Genomic DNA, 15,084 nt, shown 5'->3' on the forward strand with positions numbered 1-15,084 from the left:
AGCGAGTGTGCGGACTCGCCGCCGTAGAGGTCCCCGTCGGGCAGCCCGCCCGGGCGGGGTCGACCCATCTCATCGGAGGCAATCCAGATGTCCGACCCGCAGACTGTTTCCGTCCCCGGCCGGATCATGGCGGCGGAGATGGCCGAGCAGCCGGCCGTCCTCCAGCGCATCCTCGACGAGGGAGCCCCGAAGATCCGCGAGATCGCGGCCGGGATCGCCGCCCGCAGTCCGCGCTTCGTCCTGCTGACCGCGCGCGGCACCTCCGACAACGCCGCGCTCTACGCCAAGTACCTGATCGAGATCCTGCTCGGCAAGCCGGCCGGCCTGACCTCGATGTCCACCACCACGGCGTACGGGGCCCGGCCCGACCTCACCGACGTCCTGGTGATCACCGTCAGCCAGTCCGGCGGCTCGCCGGACCTGGTCGCCTCCACCAAGGCCGCCCGCGAGGCCGGGGCGATCACCCTCGCCGTCACCAACAACCCCGACTCCCCGCTCGCCGAGGTGTCCGAGTTCCACATCGACGTGCTGGCCGGGCCGGAGAAGGCGCTGCCGGCCACCAAGACCTACACCGCCGAGTTGCTGGCGCTCTACCTCCTGGTCGAGGGCCTGCGCGGCGGGGACGGCTCGGCGGCCAAGGAGCTGCCGGGCCTGGCCGCCGGGGTGCTGGCCCGCCAGGCGGAGGTGAAGGCGCTGGCCGAGCGCTACCGCTTCGCCCAGCGCCTGGTCATCACCTCGCGCGGCTACGGCTACCCGACCGCCCGCGAGGCGGCGCTCAAGCTGATGGAGACCACGTACATCCCGGCCACCCCGTTCTCCGGCGCCGACCTGCTGCACGGGCCGCTGGCCATGGTGGACAACGTCTCGCCGGTGATCGCGATCGTCCCGGACGGCAAGGGCGGCGAGGCTCTCCAGCCGGTGCTGGACCGACTGCGGGGCCGCGGCGCGGACCTCGTGGTGATCGGCCAGCAGGCGCAGGTGGACGCCGCCTCGGCGGGCTTCGCGCTGCCGGCCGGCGTGCCCGAGGAGGTCCAGCCGATCCTGGAGATCCTGCCGCTCCAGCAGCTCGCCTACGAGGTCACCATCGCCCGCGGCCAGGACCCGGACGCCCCGCGCGCCCTGGCCAAGGTCACCGAGACGCGCTGATATTCGCCCGCTCGCCTCCGGGGCGCTCTGACCCGGTGCCGACGGTCGTCGCTCCGGCGCTCGTGCCTCGCTTGTCGCTCCTCGCTTTCGGCACCGGCGCGCCCCTTCGGCTCGGGGCGGGGGCTCGCCCGCTCGCCTCCGGGGCGCTCGGACCCGGTGCCGACGGTCGGCGGGCACTGCGCCACCTCCTTCGTCGGTGGCTTGGCCCTTCTCCCTTTCGGCACCGGCGCGCCCCTTCGGCTCGGGGCGGGGGCTCGCCGTTCGGGGACGGAACCGGCCCCCGTCCACAGGCTGTGGACGGGGGCCGGTTCGCTGAGCGGCGGAAACGGGTCCGGAAAGCACTACGGGCCACGGCGCCGACACGGGACCCTCAACCCATGCGGCACCGCAGCCCGGAGCTGTCGTCGGGCGCCGGTGTCGATCGAGGACTGTGCGGGGTCCTCGTTCGGCGGCGTCCGACCGAGGAGAAGCCGCGCGCGGTCAGGGCAGTTGCGCGGTGGGCCTCTCCTTGGTGCCCTTTCATTGTGGACTAGACCAATCTGGGTTGTCCAGGCAGCTCGGCGAATTGGTCTAAACAACTCCGGACAGTCATCCGGCGCCAGCGGACAGTCCGCCGAGCCCCCCACCGGGCCGCGGCGCTACGCTCGCCATGTGCCCTCGCTGAACGAACTCGTCCGCCGCCACACCACCCTGACCGGGGCCGACGTGGACTGGCTCCACATGCTGGTCTCGGAGTGGCAGCTGCTCTCCGACCTCTCCTTCGCCGACCTGGTGCTGTGGATCCCCACCTGGGACGGCATCCGCTACGTCTCGGTGGCACAGATGCGGCCCAACACCGGGCCGACCTCCTACCAGGACGACATGGTCGGCCACCTCGTCCCGCGCGGGCGCCGCCCCCTGCTGGACGCCGCCTTCGACGAGGGGCGGATCGTGCGCGAGGGCGACCCGGAGTGGCGCGAGGAGGTCCCGGTCCGGGTCGAGTCGATCCCGGTCCGGCGCGAGGGCAAGGTGCTCGGGGTGATCGCCCGCAACACCAACCTGCTGACCGTGCGCACCCCCAGCCGCCTGGAGCTCACCTACCTGCAGAGCGCCTCCGACCTGGCCCAGATGATCGCGGCCGGCAGCTTCCCGTACCACGGCGTCGAGCAGGCCGACATGGACGCCGCCCCCCGGGTCGGCGACGGCCTGATCCGGGTGGACGCGGACGGCATCGTCACCTACGCCAGCCCCAACGCGCTCTCCGCCTACCACCGGCTCGGCCTCACCACCGACCTGGTCGGCAGCCACCTCGGCCGCGCCACCGCCGACCTCGCCCCGCCCTCCCGCTCGGCCGTCCACGAGGCGCTGGTGAAGCTGGCCAGCGGCTGGGCGCCCCGGCAGACCGAGGTGGAGGCGCAGGGGGGAGTGGTGACCCTGCGCGCGATCCCGCTCAAGCCCAAGGGGACGCTGACCGGCTCCCTGGTGCTCTGCCGGGACGTCACCGAGCTGCGCCGCCGTGACCGCGAGCTGATGACCAAGGACGCCACCATCCGGGAGATCCACCACCGGGTGAAGAACAACCTGCAGACGGTCGCCGCTCTGCTGCGGCTGCAGTCCCGCCGGATGGAGTCCGAGCCGGCCCGGGCCGCGCTGGACGAGGCGGTGCGCCGGGTCGGCTCGATCGCGATCGTGCACGAGACGCTCTCCCAGGCGCTGGACGAGCAGGTGGCCTTCGACGAGATCGCCGACCGGGTGCTGGCGATGGCGATGGAGCTGTCCCAGGACGGCCGGGTGGCGACCCGCCGCAGCGGAAGCTTCGGCATCCTCTCCGCCGAGGTGGCCACACCGCTGTCGATGGTGCTGACCGAGCTGCTGCAGAACGCGCTGGAACACGCCTTCGGTCCGACGGCCTCCGGCAACCTGGAGGTCAGCGCGCTGCGCGGGCGGGCCCCGGCGACCGGCAAGGGCTGGTCGGACAGCTGGAACGGCGGCGCCCGGCCGGAGGAGTACCTGCTGATCACCGTGCAGGACGACGGGCGCGGCATGCCGGAGGGCTTCGACCCGAAGACGGCCGGCAACCTCGGTCTGCAGATCGTCCGGACGCTCGCCACCGGCGAGCTGGGCGGGACCTTCGACATGGTGGCCGGTCCGAACGGCGGCACCAAGGTGATCCTGGAGATCCCGGTGCGCTGATGCGTCGGGTTGCGCGTCGGGGGCGTGCGCGTGGTGGAAGCGCCGGGTGCACGCTCCGCGCGCCCGGCGTGTGGAGCCGGGGCGGAGGCGGGGCGCAGGTGTGGCGGAGCCGGAGTGGAGACCGGGCGCGGGCGCGGCGCAGGTGCGGCGGAGGCGCGCGGAAACAGAAACGAGGCCCTGTCGACCGGGGGGGGGTGGGTCGACAGGGCCTCTCAACCCGTTCCGGCCGTCGGGGGGAGTCGGCCGGAACGGGGGCTCTGGGTGGTGCGGCACCTCGCATGTGCGTTGCACACGGTGAGCGCCTCAGCTCCACGATATTGCTCTAAGTGAACAGTATCAAGTGGCTGGACGGTTCGGTGTCGCGGGACCTCGCGAGGCAAGGCCCTTGGTGCGGAAGGCTTCACCAGGAGGAGCAGGGAAGCCTTTGATCATGTGTTGATCGGTTGTTGATCGGTACTACGGTTACTGCTGGTGCTACGGCGTGTGACCGGATGCTGCTGATCAGGCGGTGCGGGCGCGGTTGCGGGCGGCACGGCGCTTCATCGCGCGACGCTCGTCCTCGCTCATGCCGCCCCAGACGCCGGCGTCCTGGCCGGTCTCGAGGGCCCACTGGAGGCACTGCTCCATCACCGGACAGCGGCGGCACACGGCCTTGGCTTCCTCGATCTGCAGCAGAGCAGGACCGGTGTTCCCGATCGGGAAGAACAGCTCCGGGTCCTCTTCGCGGCAGACAGCGCGGTGGCGCCAGTCCATGGTCGTCCAACTCCTCCTGCCGCGGGGGGTGGCCCGATCGGCATAATCGAATGGCTTGTGAATGTGAACGCTTTCACGAATCCCACAACAGCAAAAGAGACCAAAGGCCCACCGGGCCCGGGTGGTCTGCGCTGGGAGGGGATTCGGCGATTCGAGGGGCACTCCGCGGTCGGCGCTCCTGTGGTTCCGGAGGTGCCGTCGCTGCGATGTGTCCCGATCGCCATGTAGAGGTTCGCAAACCTCGGGCTCGGATACAACCCCCTTCGGGGAGGAATTTTTGATTCTTCGGTGTCGCCTAGCTCACAGCCAGTACTTCCATGGAGTGAAGGGGGCTTGTGCGTTCGAGAAGAAGGGCGAACCCCCCTTCCGGTCACACAATCACACGCAGTGCCCGCCGAACGCCTGTGAAACTGACGCGACTCCGGTCTCCAAGATGGTCCCCGTCGACCTGGAACGGCACGGGTTCCTGGGAAACCAAGGTGAAGTGTCTGACGTCGTGATAGGAGACGACGTGCTTTCCGGACGGTCCGGCCGCCGGGGCGCCGTCGCTCGAAGGCGCGTACGACCGCAGGATCTGACGGATCGTTCGAGCCGTACCGAACGCCGTCATCCGGGTGATGCCGAAGACGTCCAGATCCGTGTCGAAGGAGGCGAGGGGCGAGGGGTAGACCGGTCGGTTGCCGAGGAACGTCCACGGCGAGGTGTTGCTGACTATCGTCAGCGCCAGGCCCGGAACGGCCTCGTGGCCCGGGATTTCCAAGGCCACCGGGCCCGAGCGGCGCTGCTCACGCTGGGTGAAGTAGTGCCGGAGGGCCTGCCCGACGTACAGGGCGTGGGTGGACTTGCGCCCGGCCCTGCGCTGCTCCTCGACCCGGCCCACCACGCCGGCGTCGAAGCCGAGGCCGGCGGTGAAGGTGAACCAGCGGTCCGGCAGCCCCTCGGTCATCGCCTTGCCCAGTCCGATCGGCCGCTCGTGCCCGCGCTCCAGCGCGTTCAGCAGGGCGCCGGTGGCCTCCACCGGGTCGTTGGGCAGGCCCAGCGCGCGGGCGAAGACATTGGTCGAACCGCCCGGCACCACGGCCAGTCGCGGGACCTTCTCGCCCGGGCCGTGCGCCAGCAGCCCGTTCACCACCTCGTTGACGGTGCCGTCCCCGCCCAGCGCCACCACCAGGTCGACGGTGCCGTCCTGGGCGGCGTCCCGGGCCAGGTCGTGCGCGTGCCCCCGGTACTGGGTCTCGGCGACGTCCAGCTTGAGGTCGCTGCGCAGCGCGTGGATCAGTACGTCCCTGGTCCGGCCACTGGTGGTGGTGGCCTTGTGGTTCACGACCAGGAGAGCGCGCATGGGGAAAGCCTACGGGGCGGTACGGACCGACCGGCGGCTACCCTGCTGGAGTGACCGCAGAATCCTCCGCACCCGCACCCGCCCGTCCGGTCCCGCTCACCCTGGGCGCCGCCATCACCGCCCTGGAGGGCGCGGCGCTCGCCGTCGTCGGCGTCTCGGACATGGTCTCCGCGCTGTCCGGCCAGGCCAAGCAGCTGGCCCTGAACGAGTTCGGCGGCCTGGTCATCGTGCTGCTCGGGGTGCTGCCGATACTGGCCGCCCGGGCGCTGCTCAAGGAGCGCCGCTGGGGCCGCAGCCCCGCCGTGCTGACCAACTCGATCTGCCTGCCGGTCGCTTACTACATGATCCAGAGCGGCGGCGCGATGATCGCGGTCGGTGTGCTGGTCGGGCTGCTCGGCCTGGTGGGCATCGGCGCGCTGCTGAACCCGCGGTCGACGGCGGCCCTGTACGCGCAGCAGCAGGAGGGCTGAGCGCCCGCACCGCCCCGCACCCGCACCGCCCCGCACCCGCGCCGCAGTGCCCCGCACCGCAGTGCCCCGAACGCGAACGGACGGCCGCCGCAGCACCCGCTGCGGCGGCCGTCCGTTCGTCCTGCGCCTGCTACTCCTCCACGAGGAGCTTCTCCCGCAGCTGGGCCAAGGTCCGGGCCAGCAGTCGGGACACGTGCATCTGGGAGATCCCCACCTCGGCGGCGATCTGCGACTGGGTCATGTTCCGGAAGAACCGCAGCACCAGGATCTTCTGTTCCCGGGGCGGCAGTTGGGCCAGCAGCGGCTTGAGCGACTCGCGGTACTCGACCCCCTCCAGCGCCTCGTCGGTGGCGCCCAGGGTGTCCGCCACGGCCGGCGACTCGTCGTCGCTGTCCGGGACGTCCAGGGACAGCGTGGAGTACGCGTTGGCGGACTCCAGGCCCTCCAGCACGTCCTCCTCGGAGATGCCCAGGTGCTCGGCCAGTTCGTGCACCGTGGGGGAGCGGCCGTGCCGCTGGGAGAGCTCGCTGGTCGCCGTGGTGAGCGACAGCCGCAGCTCCTGGAGGCGGCGCGGGACGCGCACCGCCCACCCCTTGTCGCGGAAGTGCCGCTTGATCTCGCCGACGATGGTCGGCGTCGCGTAGGTGGAGAACTCGACCCCGCGCTCGTGGTCGAAGCGGTCCACCGACTTGATCAGTCCGATGGTGGCGACCTGGGTCAGGTCGTCCAGCGGCTCACCCCGGTTGCGGAACCGCCGGGCCAGGTGCTCGACCAGCGGGATGTGCATCCGGACCAGCTGGTTGCGCAGCTCCACGCGCTCCGGGGAGCCCTCGGGCAGCGCGGCCAGCCGGACGAACAGCGCGCGGGCGGCCTCCCGGTCCGGCGCGCCGGTGCGGTGCGAGCCCTGGGCGGGCACGGCGCCGTGCAGGTCCGCGCCCTCCTCCGCCGGTTCCGCCGGGGGAGGGGAGGCAGGCGTCGGCTCAGACGTCGGCTCGGTCGGGTGGCTCATCCGGTGGGCGTCCTTCGGGTGCGCTTCGTCGTTGGCGGCGAGGCCGGAAACGCTCGCCTGGGTCGGTACGGCAGGTCCCGCCGTCGCGAGGCCGGTACGGTCCAGATCACTCACGGCCATTCCCCCGTTCCGTTCCGGGAGCACCGGGGCCGTCGGCCCCGGCATCGTCTCGTTGGTCGTACCGCCGGTGGGGCGGTACCGGGAGCCGCCCGCCGGCCCCGGGCGGGGTGCGGCGGACGGCCCTTGCAGGGTGCTGCTCGGTGCCCGGTCAGTGGGCGGCGGACCCGCCGCGCTTCTTGTGCAGGCTGATCGTCACGGTGTTGTCCTCGGCGACCGAGGAGTCCACCTCGCCGGCCAGCGCGGAGAGCACCGTCCACGCGAAGGTGTCGCGTTCGGGCGCCTTGCCGTCCGTGGTGGGAGCGGAGACGGTCACCTTGAGCGAGTCGCCGACCAGCCGGAACTCGCAGGACAGGACGGAGCCGGGCACCGCCTGCTGGAGCAGGATGGCGCAGGCCTCGTCCACCGCGATCCGCAGGTCCTCGATCTCGTCGAGGGTGAAGTCCAGCCGGGCGGCAAGCCCGGCCGTCGCTGTTCGCAGCACGGAGAGGTAGGCCCCCGCCGCGGGCAGCCGGACCTCCACGAAGTCCTGAACTCCGAGATCGCTGTCGATCTGGGACACCCTTGCCTCCTGGGTGACGCGCTGTGCTTGCTTGGTCCCCCGAGGGGGCGTCCTCCGCACCCGGTGCGGGAGTTACTCATGGTAAGGCATTGCGACGCAGGGTGGCAGGGGCTTTGCCCGTACTCCGTGCGTGGGTTCAACGCTTCCCGGCGGCCGTGAGTGCCTCGTCGGTGAGCCGGTAGACCGTCCACCCGTCCATCGGCACCGCGCCGAGCGAGCGGTAGAAGTCGATCGAGGGCTGGTTCCAGTCGAGCACCGACCACTCGACCCGGGCGTAGCCGCGCTCGACGGCGATCCGCGCCAGCTCCAGCAGGAGCGCCTTGCCGTGGCCGCCGCCGCGGGCCTCCGGGCGGACGTAGAGGTCCTCCAGGTAGATCCCGTGGGTGCCGCGCCAGGTCGAGAAGTTGAGGAACCAGAGCGCGAAGCCGACCGGCTCGCCGGTGGCCGGGTCCTCCGCGATCAGGCCGAACAGCGCCGGGGCGGCGCCGAACAGGGCCTCGCGCAGCTGCTCCTCCGTGGCCACCGCCTCCTGGGGGGCCTTCTCGTACTCCGCGAGTTCGCGGATCATGGCCAGGATGACGGGGACGTCGGTGACTACGGCGGTGCGGATCATGCCGCGAGCCTACTGCGCGGGCCCCGCCCGGGCCCAGGGCCGACCGGTCGGTGGACGGTTCAGCGGGCCGGGACGGTCCGCAGGAACTCGGCCAGGGTGCTGATCGCGGCCGGGTTGCGCGGGCTCTCGACCAGGTCGGCGTAGTCCATGACGAAGATCCGGTCGTTCCTGATCGCGGCGACGTTCGCCAGCGGCGGGAAGGACTTGAGGAACTGCCGCTTCTCCTCGGCGCCCGGGGTCCCGTAGTCGTTGATCACGATCACCTCGGGGTCGCGCTGCACCACGCTCTCCCAGCCGGCGGTGACCCAGGTGTCCGCGAGGTCGCCCATGATGTTGGTCCCGCCGGCCTTCGCGATGATCTCGTCCGCGGCGGCGAACTTCCCGGCGGTGTACGGCTTGTCCTGCCCGCTGTCGTACAGGAAGACGGACGGGCGGCGCTCCGGCTGCGGCACGGCGGCGATGGTGGCCCTGGACTCGGCGATCAGCCGGTCGGCGCGGTCCTTGACGTCGAAGATCGCGCCCAGGTTGGCCAGGTCGGTGTAGAGCGCCTCCAGCGGGTCCATCACCCCGCGCTCGGAGCCCTTGCCGCTGCGGCAGGACTCGCTGAGCACGTAGGAGTCCACGCCGAGCGCCTTGAACGCCTGCGGGGTGACCCCGCTGCCCTCGTCGAAGCCGTAGTGCCAGCCGGCGAACACCAGGTCGGCCTTGGCGTCCAGGGCGATCTCCTTGGTGAGCACCTTCTTGGAGAGCCAGGCGGTCTGCTGGTAGCCGTCCTTCCAGGCCACCTTGTCGACCTTCCCCTTGTCGTCGGGCATCACGTAGCCGGCCATCCGGTCGGCGAGGCCGAGGGAGAGCATCAGTTCGGTGATGTTGACGTCGTTGGTCACCACCCGGGCGGGCTTCTGCGCGAAGGTGAGCCGCTCGCCGCAGTTCGTCACGGTCACCGGGTAGTGGGCGGAGGCGGTGGTGGCGCCCGGGCCGGGGGCGATCTCGGCGCCGCAGGCGGTCAGCCCGAGGGTGAGCAGGGCGGTGGCGGCAACGGCCTTGGTGCGCATACGAGTTCCTCGGGGATTCACGGATCGGCTCGGGGATTCACGGGTCGGTCAGACGAGACGGTCGAACAGCAGCTGGAGGGCGCCGGTCGCGGGGTGGCGGACGGGGGTGGCCCGGACGCCGAACACCTCGGCCAGCAGCTCGGGGCGGAGCACCTCGTGGGGCTCCCCGGCGGCGACGATCCGGCCGGCTTCCAGCACGTACAGCCGGTCGCAGTGGGCCGCCGCCAGGTTGAGGTCGTGCAGGGCGGTGAGCACCGTCGGCCCGGCCTCGCGGGCGAGCGCCAGCACCTCCAACTGGTGTGCGATGTCGAGGTGGTTGGTGGGCTCGTCCAGCACCAGCAGGCGCGGTTCCTGGACGAGGGCGCGGGCGATCAGCACCCGCTGCTTCTCGCCGCCGGACAGGCTCGGGAAGGCGCGTTCGGCGAGGTGGTCGGCCCGGACCCGGCGCAGCGCGGCGGCGCAGCGTTCCCGGTCCCCGGCGGTCGGGCCGGCGGCGAGTCCGCGCCGGTGCGGCAGCCGGCCCATGGCGACCACCTCGGCCACCGTGAACTCGAACTCGGCGGGGTGCTCCTGGGTCAGCGCGGCCACCCGGCGGGCGGTGTCGCGGGCGGTGAGCGCGTGCAGGTCGTCGCCGGCCAGCCGGACGGTCCCGCCGGCCGGGCGCAGCACCCGGTAGACGCAGCGCAGCAGGGTCGACTTGCCGCTGCCGTTCGGGCCGATCAGCCCGACCACCTGCCCGGCGGCGGCCGCCAGGCTCACCTCGTGGACCAGCCGGGCGCCGGCCAGTTCCACCGAGACGCCGTCGACGCGCAGTTCCTCGGCGCCGGTCGAAGGGGTCGGGGCCGTCATCGCCGTCATCGCCGGCCTCCGAAGGCCTGGCCGCGGCGGCGCATCATCAGCAGGAAGGCGGGCACCCCGAGCACCGCGGTGAACACCCCGACGGGCAGTTCGGCGGGCGCCAGCAGGGTGCGGGAGGCGATGTCCACCCAGACCAGCAGCAGCGCGCCGGCGAGCGGCGCGATCACCAGCACCCGGCGGTGCCCGGCGCCGACCAGCATCCGGGCCAGGTGCGGCATCAGCAGGCCGACGAAGCCGATCGCCCCGCTGACGGCGACCACGGTGCCGGTGACGGCGGCGGTGACCACGAACAGTTCCCGGCGCAGCCGGTCCGGGTCGACCCCGAGCGAGGCGGAGGTCTCGTCGCCCATCGCGAGCGCGTCCAACCGCCCGGCGGCGCAGGCCAGGTAGGCCAGTCCGGCCAGTACGGTGCCGGCCGCGATCGGCACCGAGCCCCAGGTGGCGCCGCCGAGGCTGCCGAGCAGCCACATCATGGCGTCCCGGGCGGCCTCGGCGTGGTCGGCGGAGAAGACCATCAGGGTGGTCACGGCGGAGAAGCCGTAGGAGAGCGCGGTGCCGGTGAGCACCAGCCGCAGCGGGGTGAGCCCGTACGCGGTGCGGGCGGCGAGGTAGACCAGCACCATGGCGAGCAGCGCGGAGCCGAACGCGGAGACCGAGATCGCCCACACCCCGAGCGAGGCGAAGGCGCCGAGCAGCAGGACGGCGTTGGCGCCGACGGCGGCGCCGGAGGAGATGCCGAGCACGAAGGGGTCGGCGAGGGCGTTGCGCACCAGGGCCTGGACGGCGACCCCGGTGGCGGCCAGCCCGCCGCCGACCACGGCGGCCAGCAGGGTGCGGGGCAGCCGGAGCTCCCAGACGATCGCGTACGCCGCCGCGTCGCCCGCGTCCAGCCGTCCGCCGGTCAGCCCGGCGCCCAACAGCCGCAGGACGTCCGGGAGTTCGATCCCGGAGGCGCCGAGCGCGACTCCGCAGACCAGGGAGAGCAGCAGGGCGGCGGCGAGGCCGAGGGCGAGTGGGAGGGTCGGTATTCGGCGAACGGGGTCACTCACGTGCGGGCGCGCCTTGCCTCGGGCCACGGGTGTGCCGGGGCGGGCGCCGGTCGGGGACGGGCCCGGGCGCCTTCCCCTCGCAGTCCACGGCGAGTTGTCGGGAGGTCAGCGGCCGGGGGCGATCGGGCTGGCACAGTCGCTGGGACTGCGCTCACCGTTGCGGGTCAGCGCCGGATTCGCACCGGACTTCCCCCTCGGACGCCCTGGCAGCATAACAGCCACTCAGGGCAGGCAACCCTTACCGGGATCCGTTCCCGGGGTGGCAGGCCTGGGAGACCCGGACCGGCCCGGGAAACGCACGACCGCCCCCGTCCGACGGTGCGGACGGGGGCGGCCGGGTGGCGACGCGTCAGGCTCAGGCCTGCTTGGTCTCCCAGAAGATCTTGTCGACCTCGGCGATCAGGTCCAGCAGGGCCTGGCCGGTGGCCGGGTCGGTGGACGCCTTGGCGGCCGAGGCGGCCTTCAGGGTGTCGTTGATCAGCTGGTGCAGCTGCGGGTACTTCTCGAAGTGCGGGGCCTTGAAGTAGTCGCTCCACAGCACCGAGATGTGGTGCTTGACGGCCTCGGCGCGCTGCTCCTTGATGATGATGGCGCGGGCGCGGAAGTGCGGGTCCTCGTTGGCCTGGTACTTCTCCTGGGTGGCCTTGACCGACTCGGCCTCCAGCTTGGCCTGGGCCGGGTCGTAGACACCGCACGGCAGGTCGCAGTGGGCGTGAGCAGTGGCACGCGGTGCAAACAGACGAGAGAACATGGGAGTCCTTCCTTAGATCGTCTTCCCGCGCCCGAGATTACCCTTCCGGCCTCCGGGTTTCGCGGCCGGGCGGTGGGCCTAGGGCAAAAGACGGACCCGGAACCGGGGTAATCCGGACATCGAACGGACCTGTGACCGGGGTCGTCCGGACATCGAACGGATGACGGTCCGTACGGCAGACTGGGGGCGGTCGGTCCCCCCGGAGGAGGAGCCATGGCGCGGAGCACGGAGCCGCAGGGCGGCGGGCCGGGCGGCGCGGTGCCGTTCGGGCTGGTGGACGTCTCGGGCCCGTCGATGGTCCCGACCCTGCGCGAGGGCGACCAACTGCTGGTCCGCTACGGCGCGCCGATCCGGCCCGGTGCGGTGGTGCTGTTCCGGCACCCGTTCCAGCAGGACCTGCTGGTGGTGAAGCGGGCCGCCGAGCGCCGTCCGAAGGGCTGGTGGCTGCTGTCCGACAACCGTCCGGTGGACAGCGACAGCCGCAGCTACGGCCCGGTCCCGGACGAGCTGGTGCTCGGCCGGGTGCTGCTGCGGCTGCGGCCGAGCCCCGCCTGGCTGGCGCCGGGCCGGGGGCTGGAGCGGCTGCTGCTCGGCCCCCGGCTGGCCCGGGTGCCGGGCCTGGCCCGCCGGTTCGGGGTCTTCGTCGACGAGCCCTGAGGCCGCCGCTACGTCCCGGCGGTGTGCGCCGCCTCGGCCTCCTGGCGCTTGCGGGCCCGGTACGCGGCGACGTTGGCGCGGGTCGCGCAGCGGTCGGAGCAGTAGCGGCGGGAGCGGTTGGTCGAGGTGTCCAGGTAGGCGTTGCGGCACGGCGCGGCCTGGCAGATGCCGAGCCGGTCGGCGCCCAGCTCGGTGAGGTGCACGGCCAGGCCCATGCAGGCGACGGCGCTGAAGTGCGCGGTGGCGGTGGGCGAGTTGTCGGCCAGGTGCAGGTGCCAGCGCGGCCGGCCGGCGTCGTCCAGGTAGTCGTGCCCGGAGACCAGCGGGCTGACGGGGTACTCCATCAGCAGGCTGTTCAGCAGGTCGACGGACCGGATCTCGTCCCCCTCGGCGGCGGCCTCGAACACCCCGCGCAGCCTGGTCCGCACCGCCCGCAGCCGGGGCACGTCGGACTCGTCGGCCAGCGCGGCGGCGCGGGAGGAGTCGGAGAACAGGGCGCGTACGGCGTCCACCGAGGTCAGCGTGTCGGTGCCGCGCTCGGGTTCCTCGGTGTTCACCAGCCGAACGGCGAGATCGGCGTACGAGGCGAGCTCCACGGCGGTCCTTCCAGTGGTTGCGGTAACGGGCCCGGACCGTTGCGGTAACGGGCTGGGCGCTTCCAGCCTATTACCCGGCCGGGGAAAACGTCGGCGCCCGGCAGGAAGTCGTCTGCCGGGCGCCGGGCGTACGGGCTCAGAGCACCTTGGAGAGGAAGGCCCTGGTGCGCTCGTGCTGGGGGTTGGTGAGCACCTCGCGGGGGTTGCCGGACTCGACCACCACACCGCCGTCCATGAACACCAGCGCGTCGCCGACCTCACGGGCGAAGCCCATCTCGTGGGTCACGACCACCATCGTCATGCCCTCCTCGGCCAGGCCGCGCATGACGTCCAGGACGTCGCCGACCAGCTCCGGGTCGAGCGCCGAGGTGGGCTCGTCGAAGAGCATCAGCTTGGGCTTCATGGCCAGCGCGCGGGCGATCGCCACGCGCTGCTGCTGGCCGCCGGACAGCTGCGAGGGGTAGTTCTTCGCCTTGTCGGCCAGGCCGACCCGCTCCAGCAGGGCCATCGCGCGCTCCCGGGCCTCGGCCCGGCTCTCGCCCTTGACCTGGACCGGCGCCTCGATGACGTTCTCCATGGCGGTCATGTGCGGGAACAGGTTGAAGCGCTGGAAGACCATGCCGATGTCGCGCCGCTTGAGGGCGACCTCGCGGTCCTTGAGCTCGTGGAGCTTGTCGCCCTTCTGCCGGTAGCCGACCAGTTCGCCGTCCACCCAGAGACGGCCGCCGTTGATCTTCTCCAGGTGGTTGATGCACCGCAGGAAGGTCGACTTGCCGGAGCCGGACGGGCCGATCAGGCAGAACACCTCGCCCTGCTTGACCTCCAGGTCGATGCCCTTGAGCACCTCGACCAGGCCGTAGGACTTGTGCACGTTCTCGGCCCGGACCATCGGCTCGCCGGTGGGCGCGGAGTCGGTGGGGGTCTTGCTCAGATCGGTCATACGTGACCACCTCCCTCGAGCCCCGGGACGACGTCGGCGGTGGTCTTCGGGGCGGGCTTCCCGGCGAACAGGCCCCGCAGTCGCTGCAGCGGGGTGGGCGGGAGGGTTCGGTTGGAACCTCGGGCGTAGTGGCGCTCGATGTAGTACTGACCGATGGTCAGCACCGAGGTGAAGAACAGGTACCAGAGGCTGACCACGATCAGCAGCGGGATGTTCTGGTAGTTCCGGGAGTAGATGACCTGGCCGGCCCGGAAGATCTCCTCCAGGGAGATCACGGAGACCAGCGAGGTGGTCTTGAGCATCGAGATGGTCTCGTTGCCGGTCGGCGGGATGATCACCCGCATGGCCTGCGGCAGGACGATCCGCCGCATGGTCTGGAACCGGCTCATCCCGAGCGCGTGGGCGGCCTCGGTCTGGCCCTCGTCGACCGACTGGATGCCGCCGCGGACGATCTCCGCCATGTAGGCGGCCTCGTTGAGGCCGAGGCCCAGCAGCGCGGCGACGAAGGTCGGGATCAGGACGTTGGTCTCGCCGGACCAGAACTCCGGACCCCACGGGACGCCGATCGACAGCTTGGCCCAGATCAGGCCGAGGAAGTTCCAGAACACCAGCTGCACCAGGACCGGGGTGCCGCGGAAGACCCAGATGTAGACCCAGGCGGTGCCGGCCAGCAGCGGGTTCGGGGAGAGCCGCATCACCGCGAGGATGATGCCGCCGACCACACCCATGAGCATGGAGAGGGCGGTCAGCTCCAGCGTCACGAGCAGCCCGTGCATGATGCTGTCGTGGAACAGGTACTGCCCGACGATGTCCCACTTGAAGGCGGGGTTGGTGAGGAGGGCGCTCAGCAGCATCGCCGCGAGCAGGGCGATGACGACGGCGCCCGCCCAGCGTCCGGGGTGGCGGACCGGGACGGCCTTGATGGTCTCAGGCCGTCCCTTCGGCGCCGTCCCCTTGTCCAGAGAGTTCACGGTGTGGCCTCGGGGGAGAGATG

16 protein-coding genes are annotated in these 15,084 nt (G+C 71.9%); 4 read left to right on the forward strand and 12 right to left on the reverse strand.

Annotated features, from left to right (window positions below):
- Positions 1 to 87: 87 nt before the first annotated feature.
- Both ACZ4W5_RS03475 and ACZ4W5_RS03480 read left to right on the forward strand, forming a co-directional pair.
- Positions 88 to 1,146 (forward strand): SIS domain-containing protein, encoded by a 1,059-nt coding sequence (locus tag ACZ4W5_RS03475; RefSeq protein ID WP_360233437.1) that lies wholly within the window; start codon positions 88 to 90, stop codon positions 1,144 to 1,146.
- Between the two features lie 651 nt (positions 1,147 to 1,797).
- Positions 1,798 to 3,318, forward strand: a complete 1,521-nt coding sequence (locus ACZ4W5_RS03480) for a sensor histidine kinase (protein WP_360233440.1) — start codon at positions 1,798 to 1,800, stop codon at positions 3,316 to 3,318.
- A 501-nt stretch (positions 3,319 to 3,819) separates the two neighbouring features.
- On the opposite strand, the gene ACZ4W5_RS03485 is transcribed toward ACZ4W5_RS03480, so the two are convergent.
- Positions 3,820 to 4,071: a WhiB family transcriptional regulator gene (locus ACZ4W5_RS03485; RefSeq protein ID WP_014138019.1), complete on the reverse strand. Its 252-nt coding sequence runs from the start codon at positions 4,069 to 4,071 to the stop codon at positions 3,820 to 3,822.
- A 370-nt stretch (positions 4,072 to 4,441) separates the two neighbouring features.
- A complete protein-coding gene (locus ACZ4W5_RS03490; RefSeq protein WP_465652515.1) occupies positions 4,442 to 5,413 on the reverse strand; it encodes a diacylglycerol/lipid kinase family protein in 972 nt (323 codons plus the stop codon).
- 50 nt (positions 5,414 to 5,463) lie between these two features.
- On the opposite strand from ACZ4W5_RS03490, the gene ACZ4W5_RS03495 reads away from it, so the two are divergent.
- Positions 5,464 to 5,883 carry a hypothetical protein gene (locus ACZ4W5_RS03495; protein ID WP_360233446.1) on the forward strand — a complete coding sequence of 140 codons (420 nt, stop codon included), beginning with the start codon at positions 5,464 to 5,466 and terminating at the stop codon, positions 5,881 to 5,883.
- A 130-nt stretch (positions 5,884 to 6,013) separates the two neighbouring features.
- Here the strand turns inward: ACZ4W5_RS03495 and ACZ4W5_RS03500 are convergent, their stop codons facing one another.
- The 7 genes from ACZ4W5_RS03500 to sodN all read right to left on the reverse strand — a co-directional run bounded on the left by ACZ4W5_RS03500 (position 6,014) and on the right by sodN (position 11,897).
- Complete coding sequence (locus ACZ4W5_RS03500; RefSeq protein ID WP_360233449.1) at positions 6,014 to 7,006, reverse strand: RNA polymerase sigma factor SigF; 993 nt, start codon at positions 7,004 to 7,006, stop codon at positions 6,014 to 6,016.
- A gap of 154 nt (positions 7,007 to 7,160) precedes the next feature.
- On the reverse strand, positions 7,161 to 7,571 hold the full coding sequence (locus tag ACZ4W5_RS03505; RefSeq protein ID WP_360233452.1) for an ATP-binding protein: 411 nt from the start codon (positions 7,569 to 7,571) through the stop codon (positions 7,161 to 7,163).
- A gap of 136 nt (positions 7,572 to 7,707) precedes the next feature.
- On the reverse strand, positions 7,708 to 8,184 hold the full coding sequence (locus tag ACZ4W5_RS03510) for a GNAT family N-acetyltransferase (protein WP_360233455.1): 477 nt from the start codon (positions 8,182 to 8,184) through the stop codon (positions 7,708 to 7,710).
- Between the two features lie 59 nt (positions 8,185 to 8,243).
- On the reverse strand, positions 8,244 to 9,239 hold the full coding sequence (locus ACZ4W5_RS03515) for an ABC transporter substrate-binding protein (protein ID WP_360233458.1): 996 nt from the start codon (positions 9,237 to 9,239) through the stop codon (positions 8,244 to 8,246).
- Between the two features lie 48 nt (positions 9,240 to 9,287).
- On the reverse strand, positions 9,288 to 10,088 hold the full coding sequence (locus tag ACZ4W5_RS03520; RefSeq protein ID WP_465652606.1) for an ABC transporter ATP-binding protein: 801 nt from the start codon (positions 10,086 to 10,088) through the stop codon (positions 9,288 to 9,290).
- Positions 10,089 to 10,093: 5 nt separating this feature from the next.
- On the reverse strand, positions 10,094 to 11,146 hold the full coding sequence (locus ACZ4W5_RS03525) for a FecCD family ABC transporter permease (RefSeq protein ID WP_360233464.1): 1,053 nt from the start codon (positions 11,144 to 11,146) through the stop codon (positions 10,094 to 10,096).
- Between the two features lie 355 nt (positions 11,147 to 11,501).
- Entirely contained in the window at positions 11,502 to 11,897 is a 396-nt protein-coding gene (gene sodN, locus ACZ4W5_RS03530) for a superoxide dismutase, Ni (protein WP_045699892.1), read from the reverse strand.
- A gap of 213 nt (positions 11,898 to 12,110) precedes the next feature.
- Here sodN and sodX point away from each other — a divergent pair, with 213 nt between their 5' ends.
- Positions 12,111 to 12,554 carry a nickel-type superoxide dismutase maturation protease gene (gene sodX / locus ACZ4W5_RS03535; protein WP_360233467.1) on the forward strand — a complete coding sequence of 148 codons (444 nt, stop codon included), beginning with the start codon at positions 12,111 to 12,113 and terminating at the stop codon, positions 12,552 to 12,554.
- Between the two features lie 8 nt (positions 12,555 to 12,562).
- Here the strand turns inward: sodX and ACZ4W5_RS03540 are convergent, their stop codons facing one another.
- The 3 genes from ACZ4W5_RS03540 to ACZ4W5_RS03550 form a co-directional block, all read right to left on the reverse strand.
- Entirely contained in the window at positions 12,563 to 13,150 is a 588-nt protein-coding gene (locus ACZ4W5_RS03540; protein WP_402481281.1) for a CGNR zinc finger domain-containing protein, read from the reverse strand.
- 136 nt (positions 13,151 to 13,286) lie between these two features.
- Positions 13,287 to 14,090, reverse strand: coding sequence for an amino acid ABC transporter ATP-binding protein (locus ACZ4W5_RS03545; RefSeq protein WP_402481278.1), 804 nt, complete (start codon positions 14,088 to 14,090; stop codon positions 13,287 to 13,289).
- Positions 14,087 to 15,061: an amino acid ABC transporter permease gene (locus ACZ4W5_RS03550; RefSeq protein ID WP_360233473.1), complete on the reverse strand. Its 975-nt coding sequence runs from the start codon at positions 15,059 to 15,061 to the stop codon at positions 14,087 to 14,089. Before ACZ4W5_RS03550 ends, ACZ4W5_RS03545 begins: the two co-directional genes overlap by 4 nt.
- Positions 15,062 to 15,084: the final 23 nt, after the last annotated feature.

Source organism: Kitasatospora sp. NPDC029367, assembly GCF_055569135.1.